The 25,306-nt window shown below is 71.4% G+C and carries 23 protein-coding genes; 7 read left to right on the plus strand and 16 right to left on the minus strand.

What is annotated here, in order from left to right; all coding sequences use genetic code 11:
• Positions 1 to 177 precede the first annotated feature (177 nt).
• From ACIQPR_RS22070 to ACIQPR_RS22080, 3 genes are all read left to right on the plus strand, one after another.
• Positions 178 to 1,635, plus strand: a complete 1,458-nt coding sequence (locus tag ACIQPR_RS22070) for an APC family permease (RefSeq protein WP_403650876.1) — start codon at positions 178 to 180, stop codon at positions 1,633 to 1,635.
• Positions 1,636 to 1,730: 95 nt separating this feature from the next.
• A complete protein-coding gene (locus ACIQPR_RS22075) occupies positions 1,731 to 3,221 on the plus strand; it encodes an aldehyde dehydrogenase (protein WP_403650877.1) in 1,491 nt (496 codons plus the stop codon).
• The gene (locus ACIQPR_RS22080; RefSeq protein WP_403650879.1) at positions 3,218 to 3,949 is read left to right on the plus strand and encodes a gamma-glutamyl-gamma-aminobutyrate hydrolase family protein; all 732 of its coding nucleotides are present in this window, start codon (positions 3,218 to 3,220) and stop codon (positions 3,947 to 3,949) included. Before ACIQPR_RS22075 ends, ACIQPR_RS22080 begins: the two co-directional genes overlap by 4 nt.
• A gap of 7 nt (positions 3,950 to 3,956) precedes the next feature.
• On the opposite strand, the gene ACIQPR_RS22085 is transcribed toward ACIQPR_RS22080, so the two are convergent.
• From ACIQPR_RS22085 to ACIQPR_RS22110, 6 genes are all read right to left on the minus strand, one after another.
• Entirely contained in the window at positions 3,957 to 4,529 is a 573-nt protein-coding gene (locus ACIQPR_RS22085) for a MarR family winged helix-turn-helix transcriptional regulator (protein ID WP_403650881.1), read from the minus strand.
• A gap of 180 nt (positions 4,530 to 4,709) precedes the next feature.
• Complete coding sequence (locus ACIQPR_RS22090; RefSeq protein WP_403650883.1) at positions 4,710 to 5,207, minus strand: pyridoxamine 5'-phosphate oxidase family protein; 498 nt, start codon at positions 5,205 to 5,207, stop codon at positions 4,710 to 4,712.
• 86 nt (positions 5,208 to 5,293) lie between these two features.
• The gene (locus ACIQPR_RS22095) at positions 5,294 to 6,646 is read right to left on the minus strand and encodes a glycine cleavage T C-terminal barrel domain-containing protein (protein ID WP_403650885.1); all 1,353 of its coding nucleotides are present in this window, start codon (positions 6,644 to 6,646) and stop codon (positions 5,294 to 5,296) included.
• 175 nt (positions 6,647 to 6,821) lie between these two features.
• Positions 6,822 to 7,940 carry an MBL fold metallo-hydrolase gene (locus ACIQPR_RS22100; RefSeq protein ID WP_403650886.1) on the minus strand — a complete coding sequence of 373 codons (1,119 nt, stop codon included), beginning with the start codon at positions 7,938 to 7,940 and terminating at the stop codon, positions 6,822 to 6,824.
• 136 nt (positions 7,941 to 8,076) lie between these two features.
• A complete protein-coding gene (locus ACIQPR_RS22105; protein ID WP_403650888.1) occupies positions 8,077 to 8,988 on the minus strand; it encodes a LysR family transcriptional regulator in 912 nt (303 codons plus the stop codon).
• A 227-nt stretch (positions 8,989 to 9,215) separates the two neighbouring features.
• A complete protein-coding gene (locus ACIQPR_RS22110; RefSeq protein ID WP_403650890.1) occupies positions 9,216 to 10,559 on the minus strand; it encodes an aminomethyl transferase family protein in 1,344 nt (447 codons plus the stop codon).
• A 137-nt stretch (positions 10,560 to 10,696) separates the two neighbouring features.
• On the opposite strand from ACIQPR_RS22110, the gene ACIQPR_RS22115 reads away from it, so the two are divergent.
• Positions 10,697 to 11,194: a MarR family winged helix-turn-helix transcriptional regulator gene (locus ACIQPR_RS22115; protein WP_403650891.1), complete on the plus strand. Its 498-nt coding sequence runs from the start codon at positions 10,697 to 10,699 to the stop codon at positions 11,192 to 11,194.
• A 19-nt stretch (positions 11,195 to 11,213) separates the two neighbouring features.
• Here the strand turns inward: ACIQPR_RS22115 and ACIQPR_RS22120 are convergent, their stop codons facing one another.
• The 6 genes from ACIQPR_RS22120 to ACIQPR_RS22145 form a co-directional block, all read right to left on the minus strand.
• On the minus strand, positions 11,214 to 12,140 hold the full coding sequence (locus tag ACIQPR_RS22120) for a LacI family DNA-binding transcriptional regulator (protein ID WP_403650893.1): 927 nt from the start codon (positions 12,138 to 12,140) through the stop codon (positions 11,214 to 11,216).
• Between the two features lie 95 nt (positions 12,141 to 12,235).
• Positions 12,236 to 13,273, minus strand: coding sequence for a chorismate-binding protein (locus tag ACIQPR_RS22125; protein ID WP_403651484.1), 1,038 nt, complete (start codon positions 13,271 to 13,273; stop codon positions 12,236 to 12,238).
• A gap of 67 nt (positions 13,274 to 13,340) precedes the next feature.
• A complete protein-coding gene (locus ACIQPR_RS22130) occupies positions 13,341 to 14,213 on the minus strand; it encodes a bifunctional 5,10-methylenetetrahydrofolate dehydrogenase/5,10-methenyltetrahydrofolate cyclohydrolase (RefSeq protein ID WP_403650894.1) in 873 nt (290 codons plus the stop codon).
• A gap of 91 nt (positions 14,214 to 14,304) precedes the next feature.
• A complete protein-coding gene (gene purU / locus ACIQPR_RS22135; protein WP_403650895.1) occupies positions 14,305 to 15,210 on the minus strand; it encodes a formyltetrahydrofolate deformylase in 906 nt (301 codons plus the stop codon).
• On the minus strand, positions 15,207 to 16,079 hold the full coding sequence (locus ACIQPR_RS22140; protein WP_403650897.1) for a methylenetetrahydrofolate reductase: 873 nt from the start codon (positions 16,077 to 16,079) through the stop codon (positions 15,207 to 15,209). The genes purU and ACIQPR_RS22140 overlap by 4 nt, the downstream gene beginning before the upstream one ends.
• 139 nt (positions 16,080 to 16,218) lie before the next feature.
• Positions 16,219 to 17,562, minus strand: a complete 1,344-nt coding sequence (locus ACIQPR_RS22145) for an aminomethyl transferase family protein (RefSeq protein ID WP_403650898.1) — start codon at positions 17,560 to 17,562, stop codon at positions 16,219 to 16,221.
• A gap of 300 nt (positions 17,563 to 17,862) precedes the next feature.
• Here ACIQPR_RS22145 and ACIQPR_RS22150 point away from each other — a divergent pair, with 300 nt between their 5' ends.
• Positions 17,863 to 18,336, plus strand: coding sequence for a hypothetical protein (locus ACIQPR_RS22150; RefSeq protein WP_403650899.1), 474 nt, complete (start codon positions 17,863 to 17,865; stop codon positions 18,334 to 18,336).
• Between the two features lie 46 nt (positions 18,337 to 18,382).
• On the opposite strand, the gene ACIQPR_RS22155 is transcribed toward ACIQPR_RS22150, so the two are convergent.
• Positions 18,383 to 19,096, minus strand: a complete 714-nt coding sequence (locus ACIQPR_RS22155; RefSeq protein WP_403650900.1) for a response regulator — start codon at positions 19,094 to 19,096, stop codon at positions 18,383 to 18,385.
• Positions 19,093 to 20,391, minus strand: coding sequence for a sensor histidine kinase (locus ACIQPR_RS22160; RefSeq protein ID WP_403650902.1), 1,299 nt, complete (start codon positions 20,389 to 20,391; stop codon positions 19,093 to 19,095). Before ACIQPR_RS22160 ends, ACIQPR_RS22155 begins: the two co-directional genes overlap by 4 nt.
• Positions 20,392 to 20,522: 131 nt before the next feature.
• Here ACIQPR_RS22160 and ACIQPR_RS22165 point away from each other — a divergent pair, with 131 nt between their 5' ends.
• The gene (locus ACIQPR_RS22165) at positions 20,523 to 21,089 is read left to right on the plus strand and encodes a class I SAM-dependent methyltransferase (protein WP_403650904.1); all 567 of its coding nucleotides are present in this window, start codon (positions 20,523 to 20,525) and stop codon (positions 21,087 to 21,089) included.
• A 47-nt stretch (positions 21,090 to 21,136) separates the two neighbouring features.
• Here ACIQPR_RS22165 and ACIQPR_RS22170 read toward each other — a convergent pair whose 3' ends face one another.
• Together ACIQPR_RS22170 and ACIQPR_RS22175 are read right to left on the minus strand one after the other, a co-directional pair.
• Entirely contained in the window at positions 21,137 to 22,021 is an 885-nt protein-coding gene (locus tag ACIQPR_RS22170) for a TetR family transcriptional regulator C-terminal domain-containing protein (protein ID WP_403650906.1), read from the minus strand.
• A 55-nt stretch (positions 22,022 to 22,076) separates the two neighbouring features.
• Complete coding sequence (locus ACIQPR_RS22175) at positions 22,077 to 23,471, minus strand: flavin monoamine oxidase family protein (RefSeq protein ID WP_403650908.1); 1,395 nt, start codon at positions 23,469 to 23,471, stop codon at positions 22,077 to 22,079.
• 158 nt (positions 23,472 to 23,629) lie between these two features.
• Here ACIQPR_RS22175 and ACIQPR_RS22180 point away from each other — a divergent pair, with 158 nt between their 5' ends.
• Positions 23,630 to 25,168 (plus strand): APC family permease, encoded by a 1,539-nt coding sequence (locus ACIQPR_RS22180; protein ID WP_403650910.1) that lies wholly within the window; start codon positions 23,630 to 23,632, stop codon positions 25,166 to 25,168.
• Positions 25,169 to 25,306: the final 138 nt, after the last annotated feature.

The raw sequence follows: 25,306 nt of genomic DNA on the forward strand, positions 1-25,306 counted from the left end.
TCTCCTCCCCCGCCGATCACGGCCACTGATCGCGGCCTCTGATTACGGCCTCGTAAGAAATCCGCGTCGGACACGGATTCTCCGCGCCATCCCCTTGCCAAACGGATAGTTCCGCCCCACCATGAGGCAACTCGTTTGGCCTGAAACGACCCTTCCCTCAACTGGCAGGTGATCCGAGTGGACAGTCAGGCGGTCGCATCCCAGCGGTCCGTGCGGGACGAACCCACGGCAGGCACGCTCAAACCCAACGCGCTCGGCGTGCTGGGCATTCTCTTCCTCGTTCTGTCCGCTCAGGCGCCGCTCACCGGCGTCGCCGGATCGGTCCCGATCTCCGTCGGCATCGGCAACGGCCCCGGCACCGCCGGCGCGTACGTGCTGGTCGGCGTGGTGACCCTGCTCTTCTCGGTCGGCTTCGTCACCATGGGCCGGCACGTCGTCGACGCGGGCGCCTTCTACACCTACATCGGCACCGGACTCGGCCGCACCACCGGGGCCGGCAGCGCGGGCGTGGCGCTCTTCGCGTACTGCGCCATCCAGGCCGCCATGTACGGGCTCTACGGCTCCATCGTCAGCGGCCTGGTCGACGCCCACACGGGACTGAGCCTGCCGTGGTGGGTGTGGTCGCTGGCGACCATGGCCGTGGTGCAGATCCTCGGCGCCACCGGCATCGACATGGGGGCCAAACTGCTCGCCGTGTTCGTCCTGGCGGAGTTCAGCATCCTGCTGGCCTTCAGCCTCGTCACCCTCTTCAAGGGCGGCGGCCCGGAAGGCCTCGGCTTCACCGAGACCTTCTCGCCGAGCGCCGTGACCCAGGGCGCCCCGGGCATCGCCGTGATGTTCGCCCTCGCGTCGATGTTCGGCTTCGAGGCCACCGCGATCTACGGCGAGGAGGCGCGCGAGCCGAAGAAGACCGTCCCGCGGGCCACCTATCTGGCGGTCGTCGTGGTCGTCGGCTTCTTCGCGCTGACCTCCTGGATGCTGGTCGCCTCCTACGGGCCCTCCAAGGCCGTCGCGGCGGCGGGCAAGGCGCTGGCGAGCGGCGACTCCACGGCGTTCGTCTTCGCCCCGATCGCCGCGCAGTTCGGCGGCTGGGTCAACGACGTGCTGCCGGTCCTGCTGGCCACCTCCCTCTTCGCCGGCCTGCTCACCTTCCACAACTCCGCCAACCGCTACCTCTTCTCCCTCGGCCGCGACGGGCTGCTGCCCCGCCGCCTGTGTACCCTCAACAGCCGCCACGCGCCCTGGACCGCCGGGTGTGTGCAGACGCTCCTCGCGGTGGCTTTGGTGGTGCCGTTCGCCATCGCGGGCAAGGACCCGGTGCTGACGCTCTTCTCCTGGTTCAGCGGGGTCGCCGTCCTGGCGATGATGCTCCTGTACCTGCTGACCTCGGTCTCCGTGGTGGTCTTCTTCCGCCGCGAACGCCTGGAGGTGCGGCTGTGGAACACCCTGATCGCCCCGGTCCTGGCCACGATCGCGGTCGCCGGTGCCGTCTGGCTCATCCTCGCCAACTTCACCACGCTGATCGGCGGCGACAGCACCACGGCTCTCTGGCTCGCCCTGTCGGTCCCGGTCGTGATGACCCTGAGCATCGTGTCCGCGCGGCTGAGCCGCCGGGCCGCGACCGCCGACGGCTGACCGGCTGCCCTCCCCGGTGCGCGTCCGCCGACACGGGCGCGCGCCGGGGAGGCCTCCCTCGCTCTCCCCCACCCGCTGACGAAGTGGAGTTCCCCATGCCGGCCGTCACCCATGACGAATGGCTCCGCCGTGCCAAGGCCTTCCAGGTCCACGGCGCCCACCACATCGACGGTGCCGACGAACCCGGGGCCGGCGGCACGTTCCGGGTCGTCTCCCCGCGCGACGGCCAAGTGGTCGCCGAGGTCGCGGACGGCGGTCCCGCCGAGGTGGACGCGGCCGTGGCCGCCGCCCGGCGCGCCTTCGACTCCGGCCCGTGGCCGCGGCTGGCGCCCGCCGAACGCGGCCGGGTCCTGCTCCGGCTCGCCGAACTCCTCGAAGAACAGCGGGAGTCGCTCGCCCTCGCCGTGACCCTGGAGATGGGCAAGCCCGTCACCGACGCCCACGACATCGAACTGCGCGCGGCCATCAACACCTTCCGCTGGTACGGGCAGTTGGCCGACAAGCTGACCGACGAGTCCCCGCACACCGCGCCGGACGCGCTCGCTCTCGTCACCCGGGAACCCGCCGGGGTCGTGGGAGCCGTAGTCCCGTGGAACTTCCCGCTGACGCTGGCGAGTTGGAAGGTGGCCCCGGCGCTCGCGGCCGGCTGCGCGGTCGTATTGAAACCGTCCGAGAACTCGCCGCTGTCCGCGCTGCTGCTGGGCCGGCTAGCGACGGAGGCCGGGTTGCCGCCGGGGGTCCTCAACGTGGTCACCGGCGACGGCCCGACCGCCGGCCGAGCACTGGGACTCCACCCCGACGTGGACGTCCTCGCCTTCACCGGCTCCACCGCCGTGGGCCGGCACTTCCTGCGCTACTCCGCCGACTCCAACCTCAAGCGGGTCTGGCTGGAGCTGGGCGGGAAGTCGCCCAACATCGTCCTGCCGGACGCCCCCGACCTGGAGAAGGCCGCGGCGACCGCCGCCTGGGGCATCTTCTTCAACCAGGGCGAGATGTGCACCGCGCCCTCCCGGCTGCTCGTGCACTCCTCCGTCGCCGAGCAGGTGACCGAGGCCGTCGTCGCACGGGCCCGGGAACTGCGGGTGGGCGATCCCCTGGACCCGGCGACCGAGATGGGCGCGCTGGTCGGCGAAGGGCATCTGGAACGCGTACTGGGCCATGTGCGGCGCGGTGTCGACGAGGGCGCCCGGCTGCGCACGGGCGGCGCGCGCACCCGTACGGACTCCGGCGGCAGCTTCGTGGAGCCGACCGTGTTCGACCGGGTCGAGGCAGGCGCCGGACTCGCCCGCGAGGAGATCTTCGGTCCCGTCCTGTCCGTCCTGTCCTTCAACACCCTTGAGGAAGCGGTGGAGTTGGCCAACGCCACCGAATACGGCCTGGCCGCCGGACTGTGGACCTCGGACCTGAGCACCGCCCACCGCGTCTCCCGCGCCCTCAAGGCGGGCACGGTGTGGGTGAACTGCTACGAGGAGGGCGATCTGACCGTGCCCTTCGGCGGGATGAAGCAGTCGGGCAACGGCCGCGACAAGTCGGCGCACGCGCTGGAGAAGTACACCGAGCTCAAGACGACCTGGATCCAGCTGTGACCGTCGCGTCGCGCCCGCTGATCGCGCTGCCCGCCCGCTTCGCCGCCACCACCTCCGCGCTGCGGTACGGGGCCGAGGTCACCGCCCGGGCCCTCGTCGAGGCGGTGTGGCGGGCGGGCGGCGAACCCGCGGCCATCCACCCGTACGCCCCTGACGGCACCGCCGACCCGGCGGAGGTCGCGGCCCGTCTCGCCCGGTTCGACGGGGTGCTGCTGCCCGGCGGCGGCGACCTCGCGCCGTACCGCTACGGCGCGGGCGCGGCCCACGAGAGCGTGTACGACGTCGACGACCAGCAGGACGGCTTCGACCTCGAAGTCGCCCGGCGGACACTGGAGTCGGGCCTGCCCCTGCTGGCCGTCTGCCGCGGACTCCAGGTCGTCAACGTGGCGCTCGGCGGCACCCTGGAGCAGGACATGGGCGGACCGGAGCGCGAACACCGGCATGTCGTGCACCCCGTGACCGTGGAGCCGGGGTCGCTCCTCGCGCGGGCGACCGGGGCGGAGAAGGTGGACGCCTCCTGCTACCACCACCAGCGCGTCGACCGGCTGGGCGGCGGACTGCGCGTGACCGCGCGGGCCGCGGACGGCACCGTCGAAGGGCTCGAACTCCCGGGCGCCCAGGGCTGGTTCACGGCCGTGCAGTGGCATCCCGAGGACACCGCGCACGAACAGGCGGCGCAGCAGGGCCTGTTCGACGCCCTCGTACGGGCCGCTCGGCGGACCGGCTGAGCCGTGCTCAGGCCCTGGGCCGGCGTCCGCTGCGGCGGGGCGCCGGCTCGGCGCCGTCCAGCAGGGACTCCCGACGCTCCTCACCGTGGTCCTCCACCTGGAGCACCACGCGGCGCAGCATGTCCGCGAGGCCGCGGCACTCGTCGTCGGTGAGCTGGCCGGTGACGAAGGCCTCCTCCTCGTTGAACTCGGGGAACAGCCGCCGCATCAGCTGCTCGCCCTCGTCCGTGAGGCTGAGCAGGACCAGCCGCCCGTCCGTGGGATGACCGGCACGCCGGAGCAGTCCGCGCGACTCCAGCGTGCGGACCACACCGGTCAGCGTTCCCTTGGAGATCCCCGCCTCCTCGGCGACATGCCGGGTCTCCGACTCGTCCCACACCCACACGACCCACAGGACGACGAAGGCGGTCCAGGTCAGGTCGGAGCCCCGCAGCACGGAGTTCTCCAGATGCTGGCGCACCGCCGCCGCGGCCCGGTGGATATTGGCGACGGCCGCCATCTGTTCCCTGCGTATCGGGAAACCACCGAGCCGCTGCGCGGCGAGTTTCTCGGCTTCGGTGATGGATCGGTGGCCGGGCACGGGCGCTCCCTCGGTCTCTCGCTGACACTGGTCGTTCGGGATCAAATTGTACGGAGCACCGAGCTGAGCCGGCGCACCAGCCGTCACGGTGCGGTCCGGCGGCTTCGCGCCCTACTCGATCTCGATCGCCCACTGATCCGCGCCCGTCACTTGATCGTCATCCCGTTCGACCCTCGTCCATCAGACCTGCTCACGCTCCGCCCGCCGCTTGACCAGCTCCTCGACCGCGCTCGGCAGGGTCGTCTCGAAGTCGATCAGCTTCGCCCAGGTCGGTGTCACCACGATCCGGACCATGCCGTCGTAGAGCGAGCGGACCTCGGCCTCCCACGCGACGCGCTGCTCGGGGGTCATCTGGTACGAGCCGTTCATCTGGAGGTACTCCTCCGGGATGCCGTCCACGACGTCCAGCGACGCCCGCCCGCGGAGCAGCAGGATCTTGGGCGGATGCACCTCGGTGTCGATCGTCAGCGCGACCGCCGGGTTCGCCCGCAGGGCCGGGAGCTTGGGGGCGTTCTTCGTCGTACACATGACGATCTCGGTGCCGTTCCAGGTGAATGCGATGGGCACGTTCCGGGGCGTGGCGTCCTTGGCCACGTACGCCAGCCGGGCCACATCGCGTGCCAGCAGCTCCTGGCTGATCGGCCGGTCCAGGATCTCGGTGATCTCGTTCGCTCGCATAACCGTCCTCCGTGGAAGTTGTCGCCATCTGCCCCGGGGACGGAGCCGGCTCGGTGTTCTCGACATCCGCCGGCCCGCGAGTTCCGTCAGGGATCGAGCCGCCGGTTGTCCGCCTTGAAGGGCAGCGCCGTGACCGTCGCCCGGATCTCCCGCTGCGGGGTGCCCGGGCGGCCCCACAGGACGACGACCTCCGTGCCCGGTGTCGTATGCGCGGGGTCGAGCACGCAGAGGGAGATCATCGCCCGCAGGGTCGGGCTGACGGTCCGGCCCGTGGCGACACCCACCGGCTCGCCCGACACCAGGACCTGGTCGAAGTGGGGTCCGCGTCCGCGCGGCAGCTCCATCTGGTCCGGCGGCTCGGTCCCGGTCAGAAGTGAGGTGAGGACGGCGGCGACGTCTTGCGCGCTCCAGCGCAGACCCACCAACCGCCGTGCGGGTACGCCGCTTTCGGCATCCCTGGCAAGGGCGTCCCGGCCGATGAAGTCGCGGTCGGGGACGCCCTTGCGGAAGCCCCAGCCGAGTTCGCCCGGCTTGCGGAAGTAGTCGGTCACCCCGCCCGTCGGGACGAAGCTGCCGGTGGGCACGCCCTTGCGGAACTGCCTCGGCGCACCCGGCGTGAGGATCGACGCCGGCAGATAGTCCAGCCCGTTGGTCGCGATCCCGGCCTCGATGTGCTGAACAGGCTGGGCGCGGAAGCCGAGTTGGCGGATTCCGACGTCCTGGCCGCTCGCCACGACCGCGGTCCAGATGGCGTTGGCGTGGGCGGTCGGGCCGTGCAGTTCGTAGCCGAGTTCGCCGGAGATGCCGGTGCGCAGGACCCGTACCGGTACCCCGTCGACAGCCGACATCCGGCTGCGGCTGAAGGCGATGTCGCCGAGGTCGTCCCCCGTCAGCTTCTCCAGGGTGGCGAGGGACGCCGGGCCCTGGACGCCGAAGATGAACACGTCGGGGCTGATGTCGGTGGCCGCCGCGTCCCAACTGCCTTGACCCAGCTGCCACAAGAGCCAGTCGCAGCTGCCCGCGGTGTAGAGGAACTCGTCGCGCCCGAGTCGGCACAGCACGCCCTCGGAGGCGACCCAGCCGTTCTCGTCGAGCTGCACGTGGTGCTTGATCTGCCCGGTCTCGAAACGGGACAGGTCCCGCATCCCCAGCCGGCTCAGGAACGCGAGCGCGTGGGGGCCGTGCACCTTCACCTTGTGCAGCGAGGTCCAGTCGCCGATGTAGCACGAGCGGACGTGGGCGGTGCTCTCGTCGACCCAGTCCGTGTACTCCTCGGGGAGCAGGAGCTGCGCGAAACGGCCGTAGGTGCCCCGGGTGTTGCCCACGTCCTGGGCGGCGGCGGCCGGGCTGAACATCGCCGGGCGCTCGGTGACGAACGGGGCGTCGTGCAGCCGGAGGACCGCTTCGTAGGTGCTGCGGTGCTGTGAGACAGGGTCCATGTCACTCTCCGTCGAGTGGTCGTCGTCCAGGGGGTGGCGCGGGTGCCGCCACCCGGTGCTAGATCGATTAAGTCGGACGGTAACAGGCCGTTCGGGGCGAGGCGAGAGCCATGACGTCCCGTCGATCGGTCGCGCGGCGCAAGCAATGCGGAACCGCCGCAAGGTACCGGGGCGGTCAGGAGCGGTGTCGCCGTACCGGCAGGTGCAGCAGGTCCGCGCCCAGCACCATCGGTCCGCCGTAGTCGGCCCGGCGTGCGCTGTCGCGGAGCAGACGGCGCCAGGTCGCGTCGGGGACCACCGTCTGCTGCCCCGGGCCGAGGTGGGTGGCGACCAGCGCTCCCGCGTCGGCCTCGGCCGCGATCCGACCGAGGCGGGCCACGTCCGTGTGGGTCGAGGTGATGTGGTCGATCAGCGCCTGGGACAGACCGAGGCTCGCGAGAGCGGCCGGGTGGAGTGCCTCGTGGACCAGGACGTCCGTGTGCGCGGCGAGCCTGACGATGTTCGGGGTGGGTGCCGTGTCGCCGGAGAAGACGACGCTGCCGTGGTCGGTGTCGAAGCGGAAGGCGTAGGCGGGGAACACGGCTCCGTGCGGGACGAGGACGGCGGTGACCTTCATGTCGTCGTTCTCCATGACGGTGAACGGGGCCATGGCCGGCGCGGAGTCCGTCGCGGAGGCGCCGACGGCACTCGGCGGCAGCACGTCGTGGACGTCGAGCAGGGTCGCCGGGTCGATGCCCGCGTGCTCGGTCATGAAGAAGGTCGGCGACGCCGCGTAGGCCCGGCCGGCCAGCCTCGTCAGCTCGACGGTGCCCGGTACGGGGCCCGGGGCCCCGGCGACGGTCGAGGCGATCCCGGCGGGACCGGGGCCGTAGACCTGGATCGGGTCGCGGAAGCCCTGTGGGCCGGCGGCGCCCGCCGACAGCAGCGGGAAGGAGTAGTAGTCGACGACGTGGTCCGCGTGCAGGTGGGTCAGGAAGATCCCGGCCAGCGACGGCATCGACAGGCCGGCGCGCAGGTACTGGGTGACCGCTCCTCGTCCGCAGTCGATCACGTACGTCCTGCCGTTGACCGTGAGCGCCGACGAGATGCCGTAGCGGGTCGCCAGGGGCGGCGGGCCGCCGTTGGTGCCGAGGAGTGTGAGGGACAGGCCCGCTCCGGCGGGCGCCGCCGCGGAGTCGGTCGCCGCGGCGGCCGGTTCGGCGCCGAGCGGCGCCAGGGCCAGAGCGGCGGCCGACGCGGTCATCGCGCCGAGCATCGTCCGGCGGGAGGTCGGTTCGCCCAGGGGTTCGCACATGGAGGGACAGCTCCTTCGTGGCTCGGTTCGCGTTGCCACAGTGGCCACATCGAGCACGGCTGTCCATGAGTCGGTACGAAATATGAGTTCCCGGGACGAATGCTTAGATTCCGTGCCGTGCGGCTGTCCCAGGCCGTCAACGTCCGAGCGTCGGAATCGGATTCTCCGCGAACCACTGGGAGAGGAAGTCCAGGAAGACCGTGATCTTGCGCTGGGTGCCCGGCCCTGGGCCGTGGATCGCGTAGAGCGGGCGGTCGGGTGCCGCCAGTTCTGGCAACTGGACCTGCAAGGCCCCGGAGACAAGGTCGTCGTAGACGGACCGCTGCGGGAGCAGGGCGATGCCTCGGCCGTGGACGGCCGCCTTCTTGAGCGCGATGTACGAGTTGGACGAGAAGGCCACGTTGCGGATCTTGTGCAGGGTGGAGGTGCGGCCGTGCCCGATGCGCCAGACCGGGTCGTTGACGTGCAGGAGGCAGTCGCGGGTGGCGAGGTCGCCGGGGTGCTCCAGGGCGCCGTGTTCGTCGACGTACGCCTTCGACGCGCACAGCACGAAGGGCAGCGAGGCGATCTTCTTCAGGCGCACACTGGAGTCCCGTAGATCCCGGGTGTGGAAGGCCAGGTCGAAACCGCCGTCCAGGAAGTCGTACGTCCGGTCGGAGACGCCTCCCAGCTCGAACCGGACCTGGATCTTGGGGTGGGCGGCGGAGAACGCGGCGATGGCGTCCCCGAGGTCGAGGCTCCCGATCCACTTCGGGCAGATGATGCTGAGCGTGCCCTCCGCGCGGTCGTGCAGTTGCGCGATGCCGGCGTCCTCGGCCTCGATCTCCTTGACGATGCGGGCGGCGAACTCGGCGTAGCGCAGGCCCGGTTCGGTGAGGCTGACCGAGCGGGCGGTGCGGTTGACGAGGCGGACGCCGACCTGTCGCTCCAGTTCGGCGACATGCCGTGACACGAGTGATCCCGACGATCCCAGCGCCTTGGCGGCTCCGTTGAAACTGCCGAGGTCGGCGACGATGACGAAGCTGCGCATGAGGAGCAGACGGTCCATGGCGTTCCTCCGGTCGTCCACGGCACGCCGGTGCCCACCGGGCCGTGTCGGACATGGGGCGATGCGGTGGGGCGGACCTGGTGACACAGTCAGGTCACCAGTGGTTGCTAGAACGATTTAGCGATCGTAACAGAGGCCCCTTCGCGACCGCGAGACCTGGGGCGTCCGTCCTCGAACGCGCCGGGACCGCTCACCCGACCGCGACACCCCACCGCATCGCCCAGGTGTCAGCGCTTGCGCGTCGCGAACGGACGCGCCATGACCGTGCCGCGCACGCGGGTCTGGGCGTGGCGCTCGACGGCCGGGTTGGGCGAGCCGCCGTTCGGTTCGCCCCAGACGATCTCCACCTGGTCGCCGTCCGCCGCCGTCGGGGCGATCGTGCCGAGCGAGATCCAGCCGCGCACGTTCGCGGAGTACGAGGTGAGCATCGCCGCTCCCACGAGTGCGCCGTCCTTCTCCACCCGGTCGAACTGGCAGGCGGTGTAGAACGCGGCCGGCGTCTCCATGTACTTGAAGCGCCGGTTGCCCTTCTCGTACATGCTCGCGAAGATCTTTCCGACGTCGTCGCGGTCCCAGAGCACCCAGGCCTTGCGGCGGTGCGGCCGGTCCTTGATCGCCTCAAGGCCCTCGCGGCCCACGAAGTCGTGGTCGAACCTGAGGATGTGGCCGTAGCCGAGGTCCCACGGGGTGGTGTAGTACTCCTCGATCCGGTCGGCGACGAGGCTGCCGCCGAGGGCGAGGTTCCCCTCGAAGGAGCGCGCCGACTGCCACTCGCGGAACGCCCTCATGTCCTCGCCGGAGTAGGTCGCCGGCAGGGTGTTGGCGATCCAGCCCGACTCGGTGGCGACCGAGGCGTAGGCGCGGGCGCCGATCTGGCGCAGGCCGTACTCGGCACCCGCTTCCACGATCAGCTCGCGCACCGGGTCGAGGTCCGCGTACGGCCCGGTGAACTCGTAGCCGGGGAAGCCGGACATGCGGTGGTTGAGCGCGGTCACCCCGTAGGGGCCGACGTTGAAGCGGCCCATGGTGAAGAACGGGATGTCCGGCATGGGGCCGCCGTTGACCTTCTCGAAGATCGCCGCCGCGTGCGGGCCCTGGAGCTGGAGCCGGAACAGCTCGCGGCCCTTGGGGTTGTTCACGGTGCGCTCGTCGCGGCGGACGGTGACGTCCCAGTCGCCGGTGGCCGCGTTGAACTGGACCCAGTTGAGGGCCGGCGGCCGGCCGACGATCCGGACGTGGCGCTCGCCGACGCAGAACAGGATGCAGTCGCCGAACATGTAGCCGTCGGGGCGGACCGTGATGAGCTGCTTGGCGCTCCCGGGGCCGAAGCCCTGGAAGCTGTTGGCCCCGAGGTGTTCGAGCAGCCGGTAGGTGTCGGGGCCCTGCACGACGAGGTCGGTCATGTGGTGCGAGAGGTCCATCAGCGCCGCGCTGGTGCGCCACGCCTCCTGCTCGTCGCGCCAGTTGCTGAACTCGGGCTTGATCGGGAACGGGTACGCCCCGGAGCGCCCCTGCCGGAGCAGGGCGAGCGCCCCTCCCGCCTTGTTGATCTCTTCTTCGAGACTGGGCATGGGATTCCTCTCGGTCACCGTGCGCGGCTTCGTCGCCGCGCCTCCGCGACCGTATAACAGATGTCTGTAAAGTTTTAAGACGTCTGAAACAATGTTCTCGGGCGGATACTGGCGTCCCGTACAGACGGAGGGCGACGATGGCTTCGGCGAAGGACAGCGCGGGTCCGGCATGGCAGGACGGACTGCCCCATGTGCTGTGGCGGACACAGCAGGCCGTGCACGGCCGGCTTCAGGACGCGCTGGACGGACTCGGTGTCACGGTGACCCAACTCGGCCTCGCCGTGCACCTCGACGAACTCGGCCTGATGTCCGCCTCTGACCTGTCCCGGCTCTTCCATATCACGCCCCAGAGCGTGACGACGGCCCTCTCACAGCTCGAACGCGTCGGCTGGGTACGCCGGTTGCCGCATCCGGTGCACAAGCGCGTCATCCTGCACGAGCTCACCGAGGCGGGCCTCGCCGGAGTCACGGACGGCCGGGCCCGCGTCGCCGCGATCGACGCCGCCCTCGCCGGGATCCTGGGCGACGGCGGCAAGGACGAGGTCGTCGGCCGACTGCGCAAGCTGCTCTTCGCGCTGGAGGGCGAGGACCCCGCCTACGCCGCCATGTGGCCGGTGGTCCGCGCCACGCCCTGAGGGCGCACGGCCGCGCCGGTCACACCGAGGCGCGGGCCACGATCCGGCCCGCCACGGGCGCCAGTTCGCCGGTGCCGATGCCGAGCGCGTTGCGGGCCGCGATCCGGCCGAGGACCTCGGCGTCGATGTGGACGGTGGTGAGCGCGGGCGTGGACAGCGAGCCGTACTCGGTCTCGTCGAAGCCGATCACGGCCATGTCCTCGGGCACCCGCAGCCCGAGGTCCCGCAGGGCCGCGAGGCTGCGCTGCGCGATGTCGTCGTCGAAGGCCGCCAGCGCCGTCACGTCCGGGTGGTCGCGCAGGAACGCCTCGATCGCCGCCGCGCCGGCCTCCCTCGGCCTGGGCACGACGATGCGTTCCAGGGGCGGAAGTCCTCGGCGCCGGGCGGCTTCCTGGGAGAACCCGAGCCGGGCCTCGGTGAGCGGGAAGTCGTGGTCGGGCATCGCGAGGGCGATCCGGGTGTGCCCGTGGTCGGCGAGGTAGCCGATCTGCAGGGCGGCGTTGGCGGCGAACCCGTTCTCCCAGTCGTCCTCGGTCGGTTCGTGGCCGTGCATGTAGGCCTCGCCGAGCCGCAGTACCGCGCGCGGCGCGATGGTGTCGAGCACCTTCTGCGTGGCCTCGGGGATCGCGTGCCCGTGCCGGACCAACAGGATGTGGTCGTGTTCGGCCAGTTCCTCGTCCAGACCCCGGACGTAGCTGCGGGAGAAGTTGCCCTCCATGCCCCAGTCGACGTTGAGCACCACGATGCGCGAGGAGCCCTCGCGCAGGGCGCGGGCGATGCCGTGGGCGACGTAGCCCAGATCCTGGGCGGCCTCCATGACCCGTTCCCGGGTGGCCGCGGAGATCGTCTGGCGCGGGTCGTCGTTGAGGACGAAACTCACCGTCGCTCGCGACACACCGGACGCCTTGGCCACGTCGGTCAACGTCACTCGGCCGGAACGGCCCATGCCCGCGCACTCCCCTCGTCAGCCGTGCCCACGGCACGCCTCCGCGGGCGGGCCTCAGCGGCCGACCCACGGCACGTCGGGTTTCACTCTACGCGCTAGATCGATTCAGTCCTCCATGACCGGGCGGCGGCCCGTCGCACCCGTTCCCCGCTCGCGAGTGCCACCAGCCGCCGTGCCTTCAGTTCGGTCTCCTCCCATTCCCGCTCGGGTTCCGAGCCCCAGGTGATGCCCGCTCCGGTGCCGAACCTCAGCAGCCCTTCGCTCCGGTCGATCCAGAACGTCCGGATGCCGACCGCCAGTTCACCGTGTCCGAGGTCGGCGTCGACCCAGCCGACACCACCGCAGTAGGGACCCCGGGGCGCCGTCTCCAACGCCTCGATGATCCGCAGGGCGCTCTCCTTGGGCGCGCCCGTGACCGACCCGGGCGGGAACATCGCCGCCAGGAGCTCGGGCCAGCCGACCCCGTCGCGCAGCCGCCCGCGCACCGTGGACACCAGGTGGACGAGCCCGGGGTGCTTCTCGACCGCGCACAGATCGGGTACGGCGACGGTGCCGGGGACGCAGACGCGGCCGAGGTCGTTGCGGACCAGGTCGACGATCATCACGTTCTCCGCGTGGTCCTTCTCCAGCAGATCCGCCTCGGTACGGCCGGTCCCCTTGATGGGCCCCGACAGCACGTCCCTCCCGGCGCGCCTCAGGAAGAGTTCCGGCGAGGCGGTGACCACCTCCACCCCGTGCCGCGGCAGCCGGACCACACCCGCGTACGGTGCCGGATTGTGCCGCGCCAGCAGGCCCGCGAGTGCCATGGCGTCGGCCTGCGGGGCGATCGGGGCGGACAACACCCGGCACAGGTTGGCCTGGTAGACCGCGCCGGCGGCGATGTGTTGGCGGATGCGGGTCACGCCGTTCGTGTAGGCGGCGCGGTCCAGCGAGGTGGTCCACGCGTCGGGTCGGGGGCCGCGCCACGGTTCCGTAGGGAGTCCGCGGCCGTCCGTCCGGCGTACGTCGCGGAAGCGGGCGCAGGTCAGGCGGCCCTCGAAGTCGGCCACCACGGCCCAGAAGCCCTCGGAGTCCAGGGCCGTGACGTCGTGCGTCACGTCCATGAGACCGGTGGCGAGCCGTCCGCCCAGCATCGCCACGGCGGGGAACTGGTCCACTGCGAACCTCCTTCGCGCGAGCGGCCCCCTGTCCGGCGGGACCTCAGGCCGCCGCGACGACCTCGGGTCCGGAACTCCAGCGGGCCGCCCGCAAGGTGTTGACCAGGAGCATGGCGATGGTCATGGGACCCACACCGCCGGGGACGGGGGTGATGCGACCGGCGATTCCGTCGAGTTCCTCGGAGCGGACGTCACCGGCCAGGCCCGAGGGCGTCCGGTGGATGCCGACGTCGATGACGACGGCGCCGGGCCCGACGTGTTCGGGTCCGATGAGTCCCCGCACGCCCGTGGCGACCACGACGATGTCGGCGGGGCGCGTGACCGAGGCGAGGTCGAGGGTGAACTCGTGCGCCACCGACACCGTCGCCCCGCGGCGCAGGAGGAGATGGGTCAGGGGTCGGCCGACCAGCTCGCCCCAGCCGACCACCGCGACGCTCGCGCCCTGGAGCGGGACGCCCTCGGCGTCGAGCAGTTCGATGACCCCGCTGGGTGTGCAGGGGCGCAACCCCCGTCCCCCGCGCGCGAGAAGGCCGAGGCTGGCGGTGGTGAGACCGTCGACGTCCTTGGTGACGGGGATGCGGTCGATCAGGGTGGCCGCGTCCAGCCGCGCGGGGAGCGGGAGTTGGAGGAGGATGCCGGAGACCCGCGGGTCTTTGGCCAGTTCGTCGATGACGGCGGCCACGTCGTCGTGGGTCGCGTGCCCGGGCAGGTGGCGGTGGAAGTCGCGCATGCCGGCCTCCTTGATGGCCCGCCGTTTCGCGGCGACGTACACGGCGCTGGCCGGATCGTCGCCCACGAGAACCGTCGCCAGTCCGGGGACGTCGCCCGGCGCAGTGGCCGCGACCTCGGCGACCTCCTCGGCGACCCGCGAGCGGATCCGCCGGGCGATGGCGGTGCCGTCGATCCTGGTGGTCATGGTCGAACCGCTTTCTCGTGACGGGGAGCGACCGGCCCAGCAGTGTCCGAACCCGCCGCTCGCCGGGCGTGGTTGACGTGCTCGCCGGTCACTAGGCGAAGACGATGGTGTGGTTGCCGTCGCGCACGACCCGGTCCTCGGCGTGCCACAGCACGGCGCGGGAGAGCACCGCGCGCTCCACGTCGGCGCCGCGCCGGGTGAGGTCGGCGGCCGAGTGGGCGTGGGTGACGCGGACGACGTCCTGCTCGATGATCGGGCCCTCGTCGAGGTCCCGGGTGACGTAGTGGGCGGTGGCGCCCACGAGTTTCACGCCCCGCTCCTTGGCCTTGGCGTAGGGGCCGGCGCCGATGAAGGCGGGCAGGAACGAGTGGTGGATGTTGATGATCGGGATGCCGACCTCGTCGATGAAGTCGCCCGAGAGGATCTGCATGTAGCGGGCCAGGACGACGAAGTCGACGTTGCCCTTGAGCAGGCGCAGGTGTTCCGCCTCGGCGGCGGACTTGTCGGCGCCCTGGCAGGGCACGTGGAAGAAGGGGATGCCGAAGCCGCGGACCTCCTCGGCCACGTCGGGGTGGTTGGAGATCACCATGGCGACGGTGACGGGCAGTTGGCCCTGCCGGTGGCGCCAGAGCAGGTCGAGCAGGCAGTGGTCGGACTTCGAGGCGAAGATCGCCACCCGCTTCGGCACCGACAGGTCGCGCAGGGTGCAGCTCAGCCCGAACGCGTCCACCAGGTGCTGGTCGAGATCGGCGCGCAGCGCGGGCAGCGCGGCCCGGAGTCCGTCGAGGGCGAAGACCGTGCGCTGGAAGAAGGCGCCGCCCTGCGGATTGTCGGAGTACTGGTCGAGGGAGACGATGTTCGCGCCGTGGCGGCTCAGTACGGACGCCACGGCCGCGACGATGCCGGTGGCGTCGGCGCCCTGGAGGACGAGCGAGGCCTGCTGGGCGGGCCGCCCGCCCGTGGCGGTGGGGGCCGGGGCGACTTGGGTGAGGGTCATGCCTGGCTGTCCTTCCGGAAGCGGGCGGCCCAGTCGGAGGTGGCCTTGAGCCCGCCGAACGTATAGAAGTGGATCTTCAACTCGCCGTGGCGGCCCGGATCGTGGGCCGCGGCCAGGTCGCGCAGGAAGCGATCGGGGCCCGCCGTACCCATGAGGTTGCTCAGGGACAACCCGTACTTCTTGACGACCGAGGCGCTGGTCCCGACCCCGAAACGGGCCGCGTAGGACATGAGCCGGCGCACTCCGGCGGGGCCGGGCACGCCGATCCGGACGGGGAGTTCGACCCCTTGGTCCCGGACCTGTTCGACCCAGGCGAGGACAGGGTCGACGTCGAAGCCGAACTGCGTGATGATGCCGCCCTCCAGGGGCTGGGCGGCGAGCGAGGCGTGTTTGTCGCGCAGCGCGGACCAGAGCACGCCGTCGTCGATCGCGGGGTGCCCCTCCGGGTAGCCGCTGACGCTCACATGACGGACGCCGTACTCCTGGAGCAGGCCGGTCTCGATCAGGGACAGCGAGTCGGCGTAGGGGCCCTCGGGGTGCGCCGGATCGCCCCCGACGACGAACACGTTGTCCGAGGTGCCGTCCTCGCGCAGGCCCGCGAGGAACTGCTCGAAGTCGGCGCGCGACCCCAGCCGCCGGGCCGATATGTGGGGCACCGGCACGAACCCGAGCCGCTTCACGGCCCGGGCCGCCGCCAACCGCATCCCGAGGTCCTCGTTGCCGAGGAAGGTGACATTGATCCGGGTGCCCTGGGGGATGCTGTCCCGGGCCTCTTCCAGTTTGGGGACGTCCTTGCCCGTCATCTCCAGGGAGAAGTCCTCAAGCAGCCCTGTACCGACGGCTGTTCGTACGGTGCTCGCGGGATTCATCGTCTTTCGTCTCGTCTCTCTCGGCTGCGGGTACCGGGTCCGCGGGCACGCCTGCGGCACCGGCGGCGGCCCGGTCCCACTACTTGACGTCACGTCAGAAGCAGTCCGGGCAGGGCCGGTTGGGAGTGGTGGCGTGCGGTCAGCGGTCGCGGCGGTAGAGGGTGCGCGCGTGCTGGTTGAACGGGGAGGGCTGGACCGTGGCGCGGATGCGGGGGAAGCCGAGGTCGGCCTCGGGGTCGGTGCCGGACCCGGGGTGCTCGCCCCAGACGACCGTCACCTCGGTGCCGGGCGCGGCGTGTTCGGGGTCGATGAGGGTCTGCGCCAGCACCGCCCCCACCGGGTCGATCGACGCGCTCTGCATGGTCACACCGACCAGACCGGTGGCGCTCTCGACGCGGTGGCGGGCGTAGGAGAGGACGAAGCCGGGGTCCTCGCCCTGTCCGACGACGGTGCGGACGTCGTCCGGGTCGAGGACGAGGGTGACCTTGGTGCGCAGCGGCTCGTCCCTGGCCTTCAGCAGGGCGTCCCGGCCCACGAAGTCATGGCCGAAGTGGATCACTTTCCCGTAGCCCAGTTCGTACGGGGAGACGTAGTAGTCCTCGATGTCCTCCGAGAAGTAGCTGCCGTTGAGCGGACGCTTGCCCTCGATGCCGAACAGGGGGAGGTACCTGCGGTATTCCGCCAGGTCCGGGTCGGTGTAGATGCCGGGAACGGGCGAGGGGATCCAGCCGCTCTCCACACTGGGCGTGGCGTACGCGAGGGCGCCGACCTGGATCAGGCCGAGCGGCTCGCCCGCCCTGAGGAAGGTCTCGTGCACGTGCGCGGAGTGCTCCCACGGGCCGATGAACTCGAAGCCGGCCTGTCCGGCCATGCCGTGCCGCAGGGCGCGGAGGGGCCGGCCGTCGAGGGAGACCGCGGTGGAGTGGAAGAACTTCGTCTCCGGCAGCGGCCCGCCGAAAACCCGCTCGACCAGTTCGGCCGCCAGCGGTCCCTGGATCTGGTAGCGGAACAGCCTCGGATCGCCGCCGCCCGGACGGAAGGCGGAGGAGGGATCGGTGACGAAACCGACGTCGTAGCCGCCCTTCTCGGCGTGGTACTGCACCCAGTGCTGCGCGGCCGGGATCCCGCTGAGGAGGTACTTGTCCTCGCCCTCGCGGGCGAGGATCCCGTCGGTGACTATGCGGCCTTCGCGGGTGACCGGCACGTACTGCTTGGCCTGCCCGATCGCGAACTTCTCGAAGTTGTTGGCCCCGTGGTCGGCGAGCACCTTCGTGGCGTCCGGCCCCTCGATCCACATGTCGTACATGTGGTGCGAGAGGTTGAGCAGCGCCACGCCCTCGTGCCAGGCGGCCTGCTCCTGACGCCAGCCGGAGTACTCGCGCGCGACGACTTCGGGGGTCCACGGTTCGGCGCCCGGCCGCCACAGCAGCCTGATCGGCGAACCGGCCTGGTCGATGGCGTCCTGGAGGGTGGGGATGGCCATGGTGACTCCTTGCTCGTGGCGACTCTCGGCGGGCTGTCTCATGGGGAACGACGTGTACTAAATCGATCTAGTGAACGTCGGCGAAGGGCATGTCGATTTCTCGACCCCAGCCGCCCGACCAGCCGCCGACACCCCCCTTGATCCCGCGTCCCGCCGCGGGATCAAGGGGCACTAAATCGATTAGGGCGTCAGGTTAGCCGAGGAAACTTAATCGTTCTAGTCCTTCGTGATGTCGAACTTCGCGAGGTCTTCGGGAGGTCTCCGGAGGGCATTCGGGAGCCCGCGTCCTAGGCTGTGGGCGTGAACTACAGCGAAGTCGAGGCGGACATACTCCAGTTGATCGTCGGAGCGACCGAAGCCGACGTCCGGGCCTTCGGAGAGGAGACAGTCACCCGGCTGGTACGGCCTGAGCTGCTGAGCGGCGCGGCCGACGACGAACTCTCCGCCGACGCCCATGCGGCACTCACCACCGCCTGTGCCGACGTCCTCACGATCAGCGCCGCCGAGCTGCACGACAAGCTGGCGACGATCTACGACGGCATCCTGGTCGACGACGACCTGGACACCGGACTCCTCACCGCCATCAGCGCGTTGGCGCACTGGCACAGCTACCTGGAGCAGAACCGGCGCGGCGAACTCTACGAACTCGCCATCCGTTCCGTCGAGGACGTCGATCAAGAGGTGTCCGCCGATCTCGGGGACTTCCTCGCGACACCGGAGATGGCCGCCGAGTACGCGCGTATCCGGCGGCTGCTGGATCCCGGCGCGGAGTAGAACCCTCCCGACCGTGGGACGTCATCGGGCGGGCGACCGTCGCCGTTCAGTCCCCGACCTGTACGAGTCCGCTCTCGTAGGCGAAGATCACCGCGTGGATGCGGTCGCGGAGGCCGAGCTTGGTCAGGATGCGGCCGAGGTGGGTCTTGACGGTCGTCTCCCCGACGAAGAGGCGGTCCGCGATCTCGCCGTTGGCCAGTCCCCGGGCGACCAGGGCGAGGACCTCCCGTTCCCGCTCGGTGAGTGCCGCCAGTCGGCCGCGCTGGGCGGGCGCGGACATGGACGCGGGGGTATGCCGGACGAAGCGTTCGACCAGGCGCCGGGTCAGCGAGGGCGCCACCATGATCTCGCCCCGCAGCACCGCGCGGACGGTCACCAGGATCTCTTCGGCGGGGGCGTCCTTGACGAGGAAGCCGCTCGCACCGGCGCGCAGTGCGGCGTAGGCGTACTCGTCGAGGTCGAAGGTGGTGACGAGGAGCACGCGGGGCCCGTGGGGCCGCGCGCAGAGGATTTCGGTCGCGGCGAGCCCGTCCAGACCGGGCATGCGGACGTCCATCAGAACGAGGTCCGGTTCCAGGGCGGCGACACTCGCGACGGCCGCTTCGCCGTCCGCCGCCTCGCCCACCACCGTCAGGTCGGGCTGGCTGTCGACGACCATGCGCAGTCCCATCCGGATCAGCTCCTGGTCGTCGCAGATCAGCACCCGGGACGACGGCGCCGAGGAGGGGGTGGGCCGCGGGGCCGGGGCCGGGTCGGTCATGAGGTCGCCGCAGTGGGTTCGCGACCGGGATCGCGTTCGACAGGACGCAGGGTTGCGGCCACTCGGTAGCCGCCCTTGAGGGTGGGACCGGCGTCGAGGTGTCCGCCGTACAGCGCGGCGCGCTCGCGCATCCCGGTGAGGCCTCGGCCGGACAGGAGCGGTGGGGCGGGGCGGTCGGGGGCGCCCGCGGCGTCCTTGTCGTCGTCCGTGCCCGTGTTCGCGCCGGCCGAGTTCTCCACCTCGACGCGGACCAGCCGCCCGGCCCCCTGTCTGCCGGTGTCGACCCGCACCTGAACCGTCGTGTCCGGTGGCGCGTGCTTGACGACGTTGGTGAGCGCCTCCTGCACGATGCGGTAGGTCTGTACGGTGAGCTCCGCCGGCAGGTCCTCCCACTCTCCCCGGAGATCCAGCAGGGCGCGCCTGCCGCTCGTGTCGAGGCGTCCGACCAGCCGCCGCAGGTCTGCGGGCAGGTGTGCGCCGGGCCCGTCGGGACCGGCGTCGGCGGCCGGGGTGTCCGCGTCGGGGGTGCGCAACACCGCGAGCAGGCGGCGCAGTTCGCCCAGTGCCTCGCGGCCGGTCGCGCCGATGACGTCGAGGGTGCGATCGACGACGGCGGGGTCGATCCGCCGCATCAGCCTGCCGCCCTCGGCGTTCAGCACCATCACGCTGACGCTGTGGGCGAGGACGTCGTGGATTTCGCGGGCGATGCGCGCCCGTTCCTCGGCGACGGCGACCTTGGCCAGGGCGAGGCGTTCCGACTCGGCGAGCGCGGCGCGCCGTTCGAACTCGGCGATGTAGGCGCGCCGGGCGCGGACGTACTCGCCGAACACCCAGGCCCCGGCCAGCAGGAGGCCCACCGCGAGCGGAGTGAGCCAGGCTCCCCGGGCGCCCGGACCGCCGTAGTCCCGCTGCCACGCGGGGATCCACAGCAGGACGCAGCACGCGGCACAGACCGCGGTCGCCGCGGCGGCCGGGCGCAGGCCGCGCACCGTGAGGGTGGCCAGGACCGCGGCGAGGGCGACGGCGCCGCGTCCCGGTTCCTGACCCCACACGTGTCCCAGGAACTGCGCCCAGAAGGCCGCCGTCACCAGGGCCGCGACCAGCACCGGCCGGCGGCGGCGCCACAGCAGGGGCAGCACCAGGGCGACGTACACCGTCACCTGCGCCCAGACCGGTCGCCAGCCCGGCTCCGGCCGGATCACCGGGGGCACCGCCACGAGCACGACGAGCAGGACATCCGTGAGCCAGGGGTGGTCCCGCCGCAGCCGGGGCAGGGTCTCGATCAGGCGAAGCACCGCTTCACGCTACGGGCGGGGACGCTCCCCCGCATCGTCCCGTCGGGCGTCATGGGGTCCTCCCACGGTCGTACACGCACCGGCCGGGGACACGACGTGCGGCCACACGCGGCGCTTCCAGCATGGCCGCCATGTCGATCACCTCCGAATTCATCAGACGCCCCCTCATGACCGGTGCCGTAGCGGCGAGTTCGCGACGGCTGGCGTATGCGATGACCGAGGGCGGCGGGCTGGAGCGGGCCGGGCTCGTGGTCGAACTCGGCCCGGGGACCGGGGTGTTCACCGACGCGATCCTCGCTCGGCTCGCACCCGCCGCGCGCCTCGTCGCGATCGAGCTCAACCCGGTGCTGGCCGCGCGGCTGTCGGCCACCCGGCGCGACCCACGCCTGACCGTGGTGCGGGCCTCGGCCACGGAACTCGCCGCCGTCGTGGGCGAACCGGTCGACGCGGTGGTCTCCGGGCTGCCGTGGACGGTCATGCCGAGGGAGCGGCGCGGGCGCGTCCTGGACGCCGTGGCCGAAGTCCTCACGCCCGGTGGCCGGTTCACCACGTTCGCCTATCTGCACGCGGCCTGGACTCCGCCGGCCCGCGACCTCGCCGCCGAACTCGCCTGCCGCTTCGGCCGGTCGGAGCGCTCCAAGACCGTGTGGGCGAACGTCCCGCCCGCCTTCGTCCACCGGGCCACCCAGCAGGGCTGAGCGGCGGTCAGGAGCCGTGGGCGAATGTCCCGGAAGGGCGAACCGGCTTACGCGGAGGCGCTGTTGGGAGACAGGTCGAGGTGCGGTTCGAAGGCCCGCAGCAGGAGTGAGCGCATGCGGTCGGGGCTCATCCCGGTCGAGCCGGCGAGGATCTGCATCGCCAGGCCGTCGACCATCGCGGTGAACCGGTCGGCGAGGGCCTCGATGTCGGCCTCCGGTACCAGGCCCGCGGCGCGGCACTCGTGCAGCAGGTCCACCACGACCCGGTACCAGCCCGAGTAGATCCGCCGTTGCGCGGGCCGCAGGCCGGGTTCGAGCATCGCCTGGTTCCAGAACTGGATCCACACCGACCATTCGTCGATGTCGTCGGCGGTGAGCGGGAGTTGGACCTCGATCAGGCGGCGCAGTTTGTCGGGTGCGGAGGTCGCCCGGCCGAACTCCTCGTCGAGCCGGGTGCGGAACCGCCGGGCGTAGTACTCCAGCGCGGCGTGCAGCGTGGCTTCCTTGCTGGGGAAGTGGTAGTGCACCGTCGCCGTGCTGGTCCCGCAGTAGCGGGCGATGTCCGAGACGCGGACGTTGTGGTAGCCGCGGCGGGCGATGAGGACGGTCGCGGCCTCCAGGATCTGGTCCCGGCGTTCCTGGGCCGTGACCGGCTGCGCCCGGTCCCGCCCGGTGTCGGGCGGGAGCACCGGCTCGGGACCGGTTCCCTCGACGAGGTAGGCGGTGGAGACCCCGCATGCCTTCGCGATGGCGGCGATCTCCGCGTCGCGCAGCCGCCGGATTCCGCGCAGCGCCTTGGACAGGGCGGTCGGGTCCATGCCGATGCGGTGGGCGAGTTCGCGCTGGGAGACGGCGGCGGCCCGGATCGCCGTGCGGACGCGTCCGGGCAGTTCGTCGGCGGTCCCGGCCTGCCGCTCTTCGGTGCTGGTCATAACCCGGCCAGTATGTCAGTCGAGGGAGTTCGCCCCGGATCGCGGGCGGGGCGGTTCACCCCGGGTGGGCGACGGCGGCCAGGGCGCCGATCACCTCGGCCGCGGCGCGTTCGCCCGAGGAGATCGCCCCGTCGATGTAGCCGTTCCACACGGAGGCGGTCTCGGTCCCCGCCCAGTGGACGAGCCCGGACGGCTGCCGCCAGCCGTCCCTGCCGTGGCGGGTCCAGCCGCCCGGGGTCACGAAGCACTCGTAGCCTCCGATGGTCCGGCCGGTGCGGGGCCAGATCTTCTCCACGTAGTCGACGGGCCGCGCGGCCCGGGGTCCGACCACCGCCGACAGCGCGTCCAGCACCGCCCGGCGGCGCTCGGTGTCGGCTCGGGCGGACCAGCGGTCGAGCCGGTCGCCGTAGACGAAGGCGACGAGCACGCCGTGCGAGGCGTCCTCGGGCGAGTTGTCGAAGACGACACCGACCGGGCTGTCGCCGTAGAGCGTCGCGATGCCGGAGCGTCCGGCCGGGCGCCAGAAGGGTTCCTCGTAGACGGCGTGCACCTTGGCGACCCGGCCCATCGGCGTGTGGCGGATCCAGCCCTGCCGTCCGGCGGGGAGCTCGGGGTCGAACGCGATGTGCCCGACGGCCGCCGGTGGCACGGCGACCACGGCCCGCCGGGCGCGGACGAGGGTGCGGCCGGTGTGCGCCTCCACGCCGTGCGCGCTCTGCCGCAGGGACAGCACGGGTTCGCCGAGCCGGACCCGTCCGCCCAGCGACGTGGCGAGCGCGTGCGCGACCGCGTCGGCCCCGTCGCAGAAGCGGGCGTCCTGGGCGCAGCCTCGGGTCTCCATCAGTTGTTCGTAGCCGCCGCCGGAGGCCAGGTAGAACAGCACGTGGAAGAAGGAGATCTCGCGTGGTTCGGCGCACCAGAGGCCCTGGATCGCGAGTGCGAGGCGTTGGAGGGCGTCCTCGTCGTCGGTCTGCGCGCGGAAGAAGTCCTCGGCCGACCGGGCGTCGAATTCCGCGAACTTCGGTGTGGACCAAGGTTGTTGGAGGTCGACCGTGCGGGCGAGGTCGTCGAGGAGGGCGGTGACGCGCTCGTACTCGGCGATGCCCGGTCCGGTGTCCGGCGCTCCGCCCGCGTAGTCGACGCGGGTGCCGTCCGCGCGGATCTCGGTGTGCCGGCCGGTCTCCCAGGTCGGGAAGGTGCGGCAGCCGAAACGGTCCGCCAGCGCGTGGAAGTGTCGCTGGCTCGGCCCGATCCACTGCCCTCCGTGGTCGACGCGCACACCGGAGGGGCGCAGTTGGCTGAGCACACGGCCGCCCACGCGGTCGGCGGCCTCCAGTACGACGACGTCGATCCCGGCGTCGGCCAGCCGCCACGCGGCGCTCAGCCCCGCGTAGCCGGCGCCCACGACGACGACCTCGGTGTCGACGGCAGAAGTCTCGGGTGGAGTCACACCGGCCACCGTGCCGCAACATTGACTTAAGAGTCAAGGCAGTCGAAACAATTGCGATCGAAGCCTTGACAGCACCTCCCGCCGCGACCAATCTGACTCGCCAATCAGTCATTGCGTTTTCTTGTCGGTACCCGTAGACCAACAGATCGGGAGTGGCAATGACCTCGGATGCGCAACTCCAAGAGCGAGCGGCCCGGACGGACAAGGGCCTGCGCTCCGGCGCGCTCTCCATGGCCACCAGCCTGATCCTCGCCGTGGCGTCCGCCGCGCCCGCCTACAGCCTCACCGCCACGCTGGCCTTCGTCGTCGGCTACGTCGGCTTCCAGGCCCCGGCCGTCGTGGTGCTCGCCTTCGTCCCGATCCTGTTCGTCTCCTTCGGTTACGCCGCGCTCAACCGCCGCGATCCGGACTGCGGCACGATCTTCACCTGGGCCACGCGCTCGCTGAACCCGAGCCTCGGCTTCCTGGGCGGGTGGGCGATCATCGCGTCCTTCGTCCTGGTGATCGGCAGCCTCGCGCAGGTCGCCGGACAGTACGTGTTCCTGCTGGCGGGCGCGGAGCAGATCGGCTCCGATCCGGCGAACTGGCGGGTGCTGCTCGCCGGACTCGGCTGGCTCGCGCTGATGACCCTGGTCTGCTACCGCGGTATCGAGATCGCGGCGGCGGTCCAACGCGCCCTGCTCTTCCTGGAGTTCGGCATGCTCGTGGCGCTGTCCGTCGTCGCGCTCGTCAAGGTGTACGCGGGCGGCGCGCCGGCCGGGACCCGACGGCCCGGCCTGTCCTGGCTCGACCCGTTCGGGGGCGCGTCCCTCAGCTCCTTCGTCAGCGCGCTGGTGCTGATGCTGTTCATCTACTGGGGCTGGGAGACCGCGCTCACCGTCAACGAGGAGACCACCGACCGCCACCGCGTACCGGGCCGGGCCGCGACCTGGTCCACGGTCCTCCTGGTCGGCCTGTACCTCCTCGCCACCGTCGCCGCGATCTCCTTCGCCGGCATCGGCGACTCCGGGATCGGCCTGAACAACCCCGACCACTCCGGGGACGTCCTCTACGGCTTCGGCACCGCGGTGTTCGGGTCCAGCGGCTTCGGCTCGGTGCTGTGGCACCTGCTGATCCTCATGGTCCTCACCTCGGCCGCCGCGTCGACAGAGACGACCGTACTGACGCTGAGCCGCACGATGCTGTCGATGGGCGACCAGGGCGCACTCCCCCGCGCCCTGGCCCGGGTGCACCCGCGCTTCCGCATCCCGCACGTCGGCACGATCGCGGTCGGCGTCATCGGCGCGGTGGTGTACGTCGCGCTGAACTTCCTCGGCCACGGACTCGTCCTCGGCGACGCGGTCTCCGCCTGCGGAGTGCTGATCGCGTTCTACTACGGCCTCACCGGCCTCACCTCCGCCTGGGTCCACCGCACCGAACCGCACGCCAGGGCGACCCTGCCCTGGCTGACCGTCGTCCTCCCCGCGACCGGCGGGCTCGTCCTGCTCGGCGCGGGCGCCTGGAGCCTCGTCCAGGCATGGGACCCGGTCAACAGCGGTACGAGCTGGACCCTCCCGTTCACCTCGGGATCCCGCGTCGGCGGCACGTTCGTGATCGGCGTCGGGACGGTCCTGCTGGGACTGCTCGCCCTGCTGATCTGCCGCCGCCGCTATCCCGCCTTCTTCGCACGTCCCGCAACTCCCGCCGCCCAGCCCTGAGTTCGCACCGACCGCCCACGCCACCTGGGCCGCCGCCGTAGGGGCCGTGTCCGAACGTCGTCGCCTTACCCGCGGCCCGTCTGTACGCAGATGCGGCCCCATGGCTGAATGTACGGCGGCGCGGCCCCGCGCCCGATC

The sequence above is a fragment of the Streptomyces sp. NPDC091280 genome (assembly GCF_044768565.1).
In the GTDB taxonomy this organism is placed as follows: domain Bacteria; phylum Actinomycetota; class Actinomycetes; order Streptomycetales; family Streptomycetaceae; genus Streptomyces.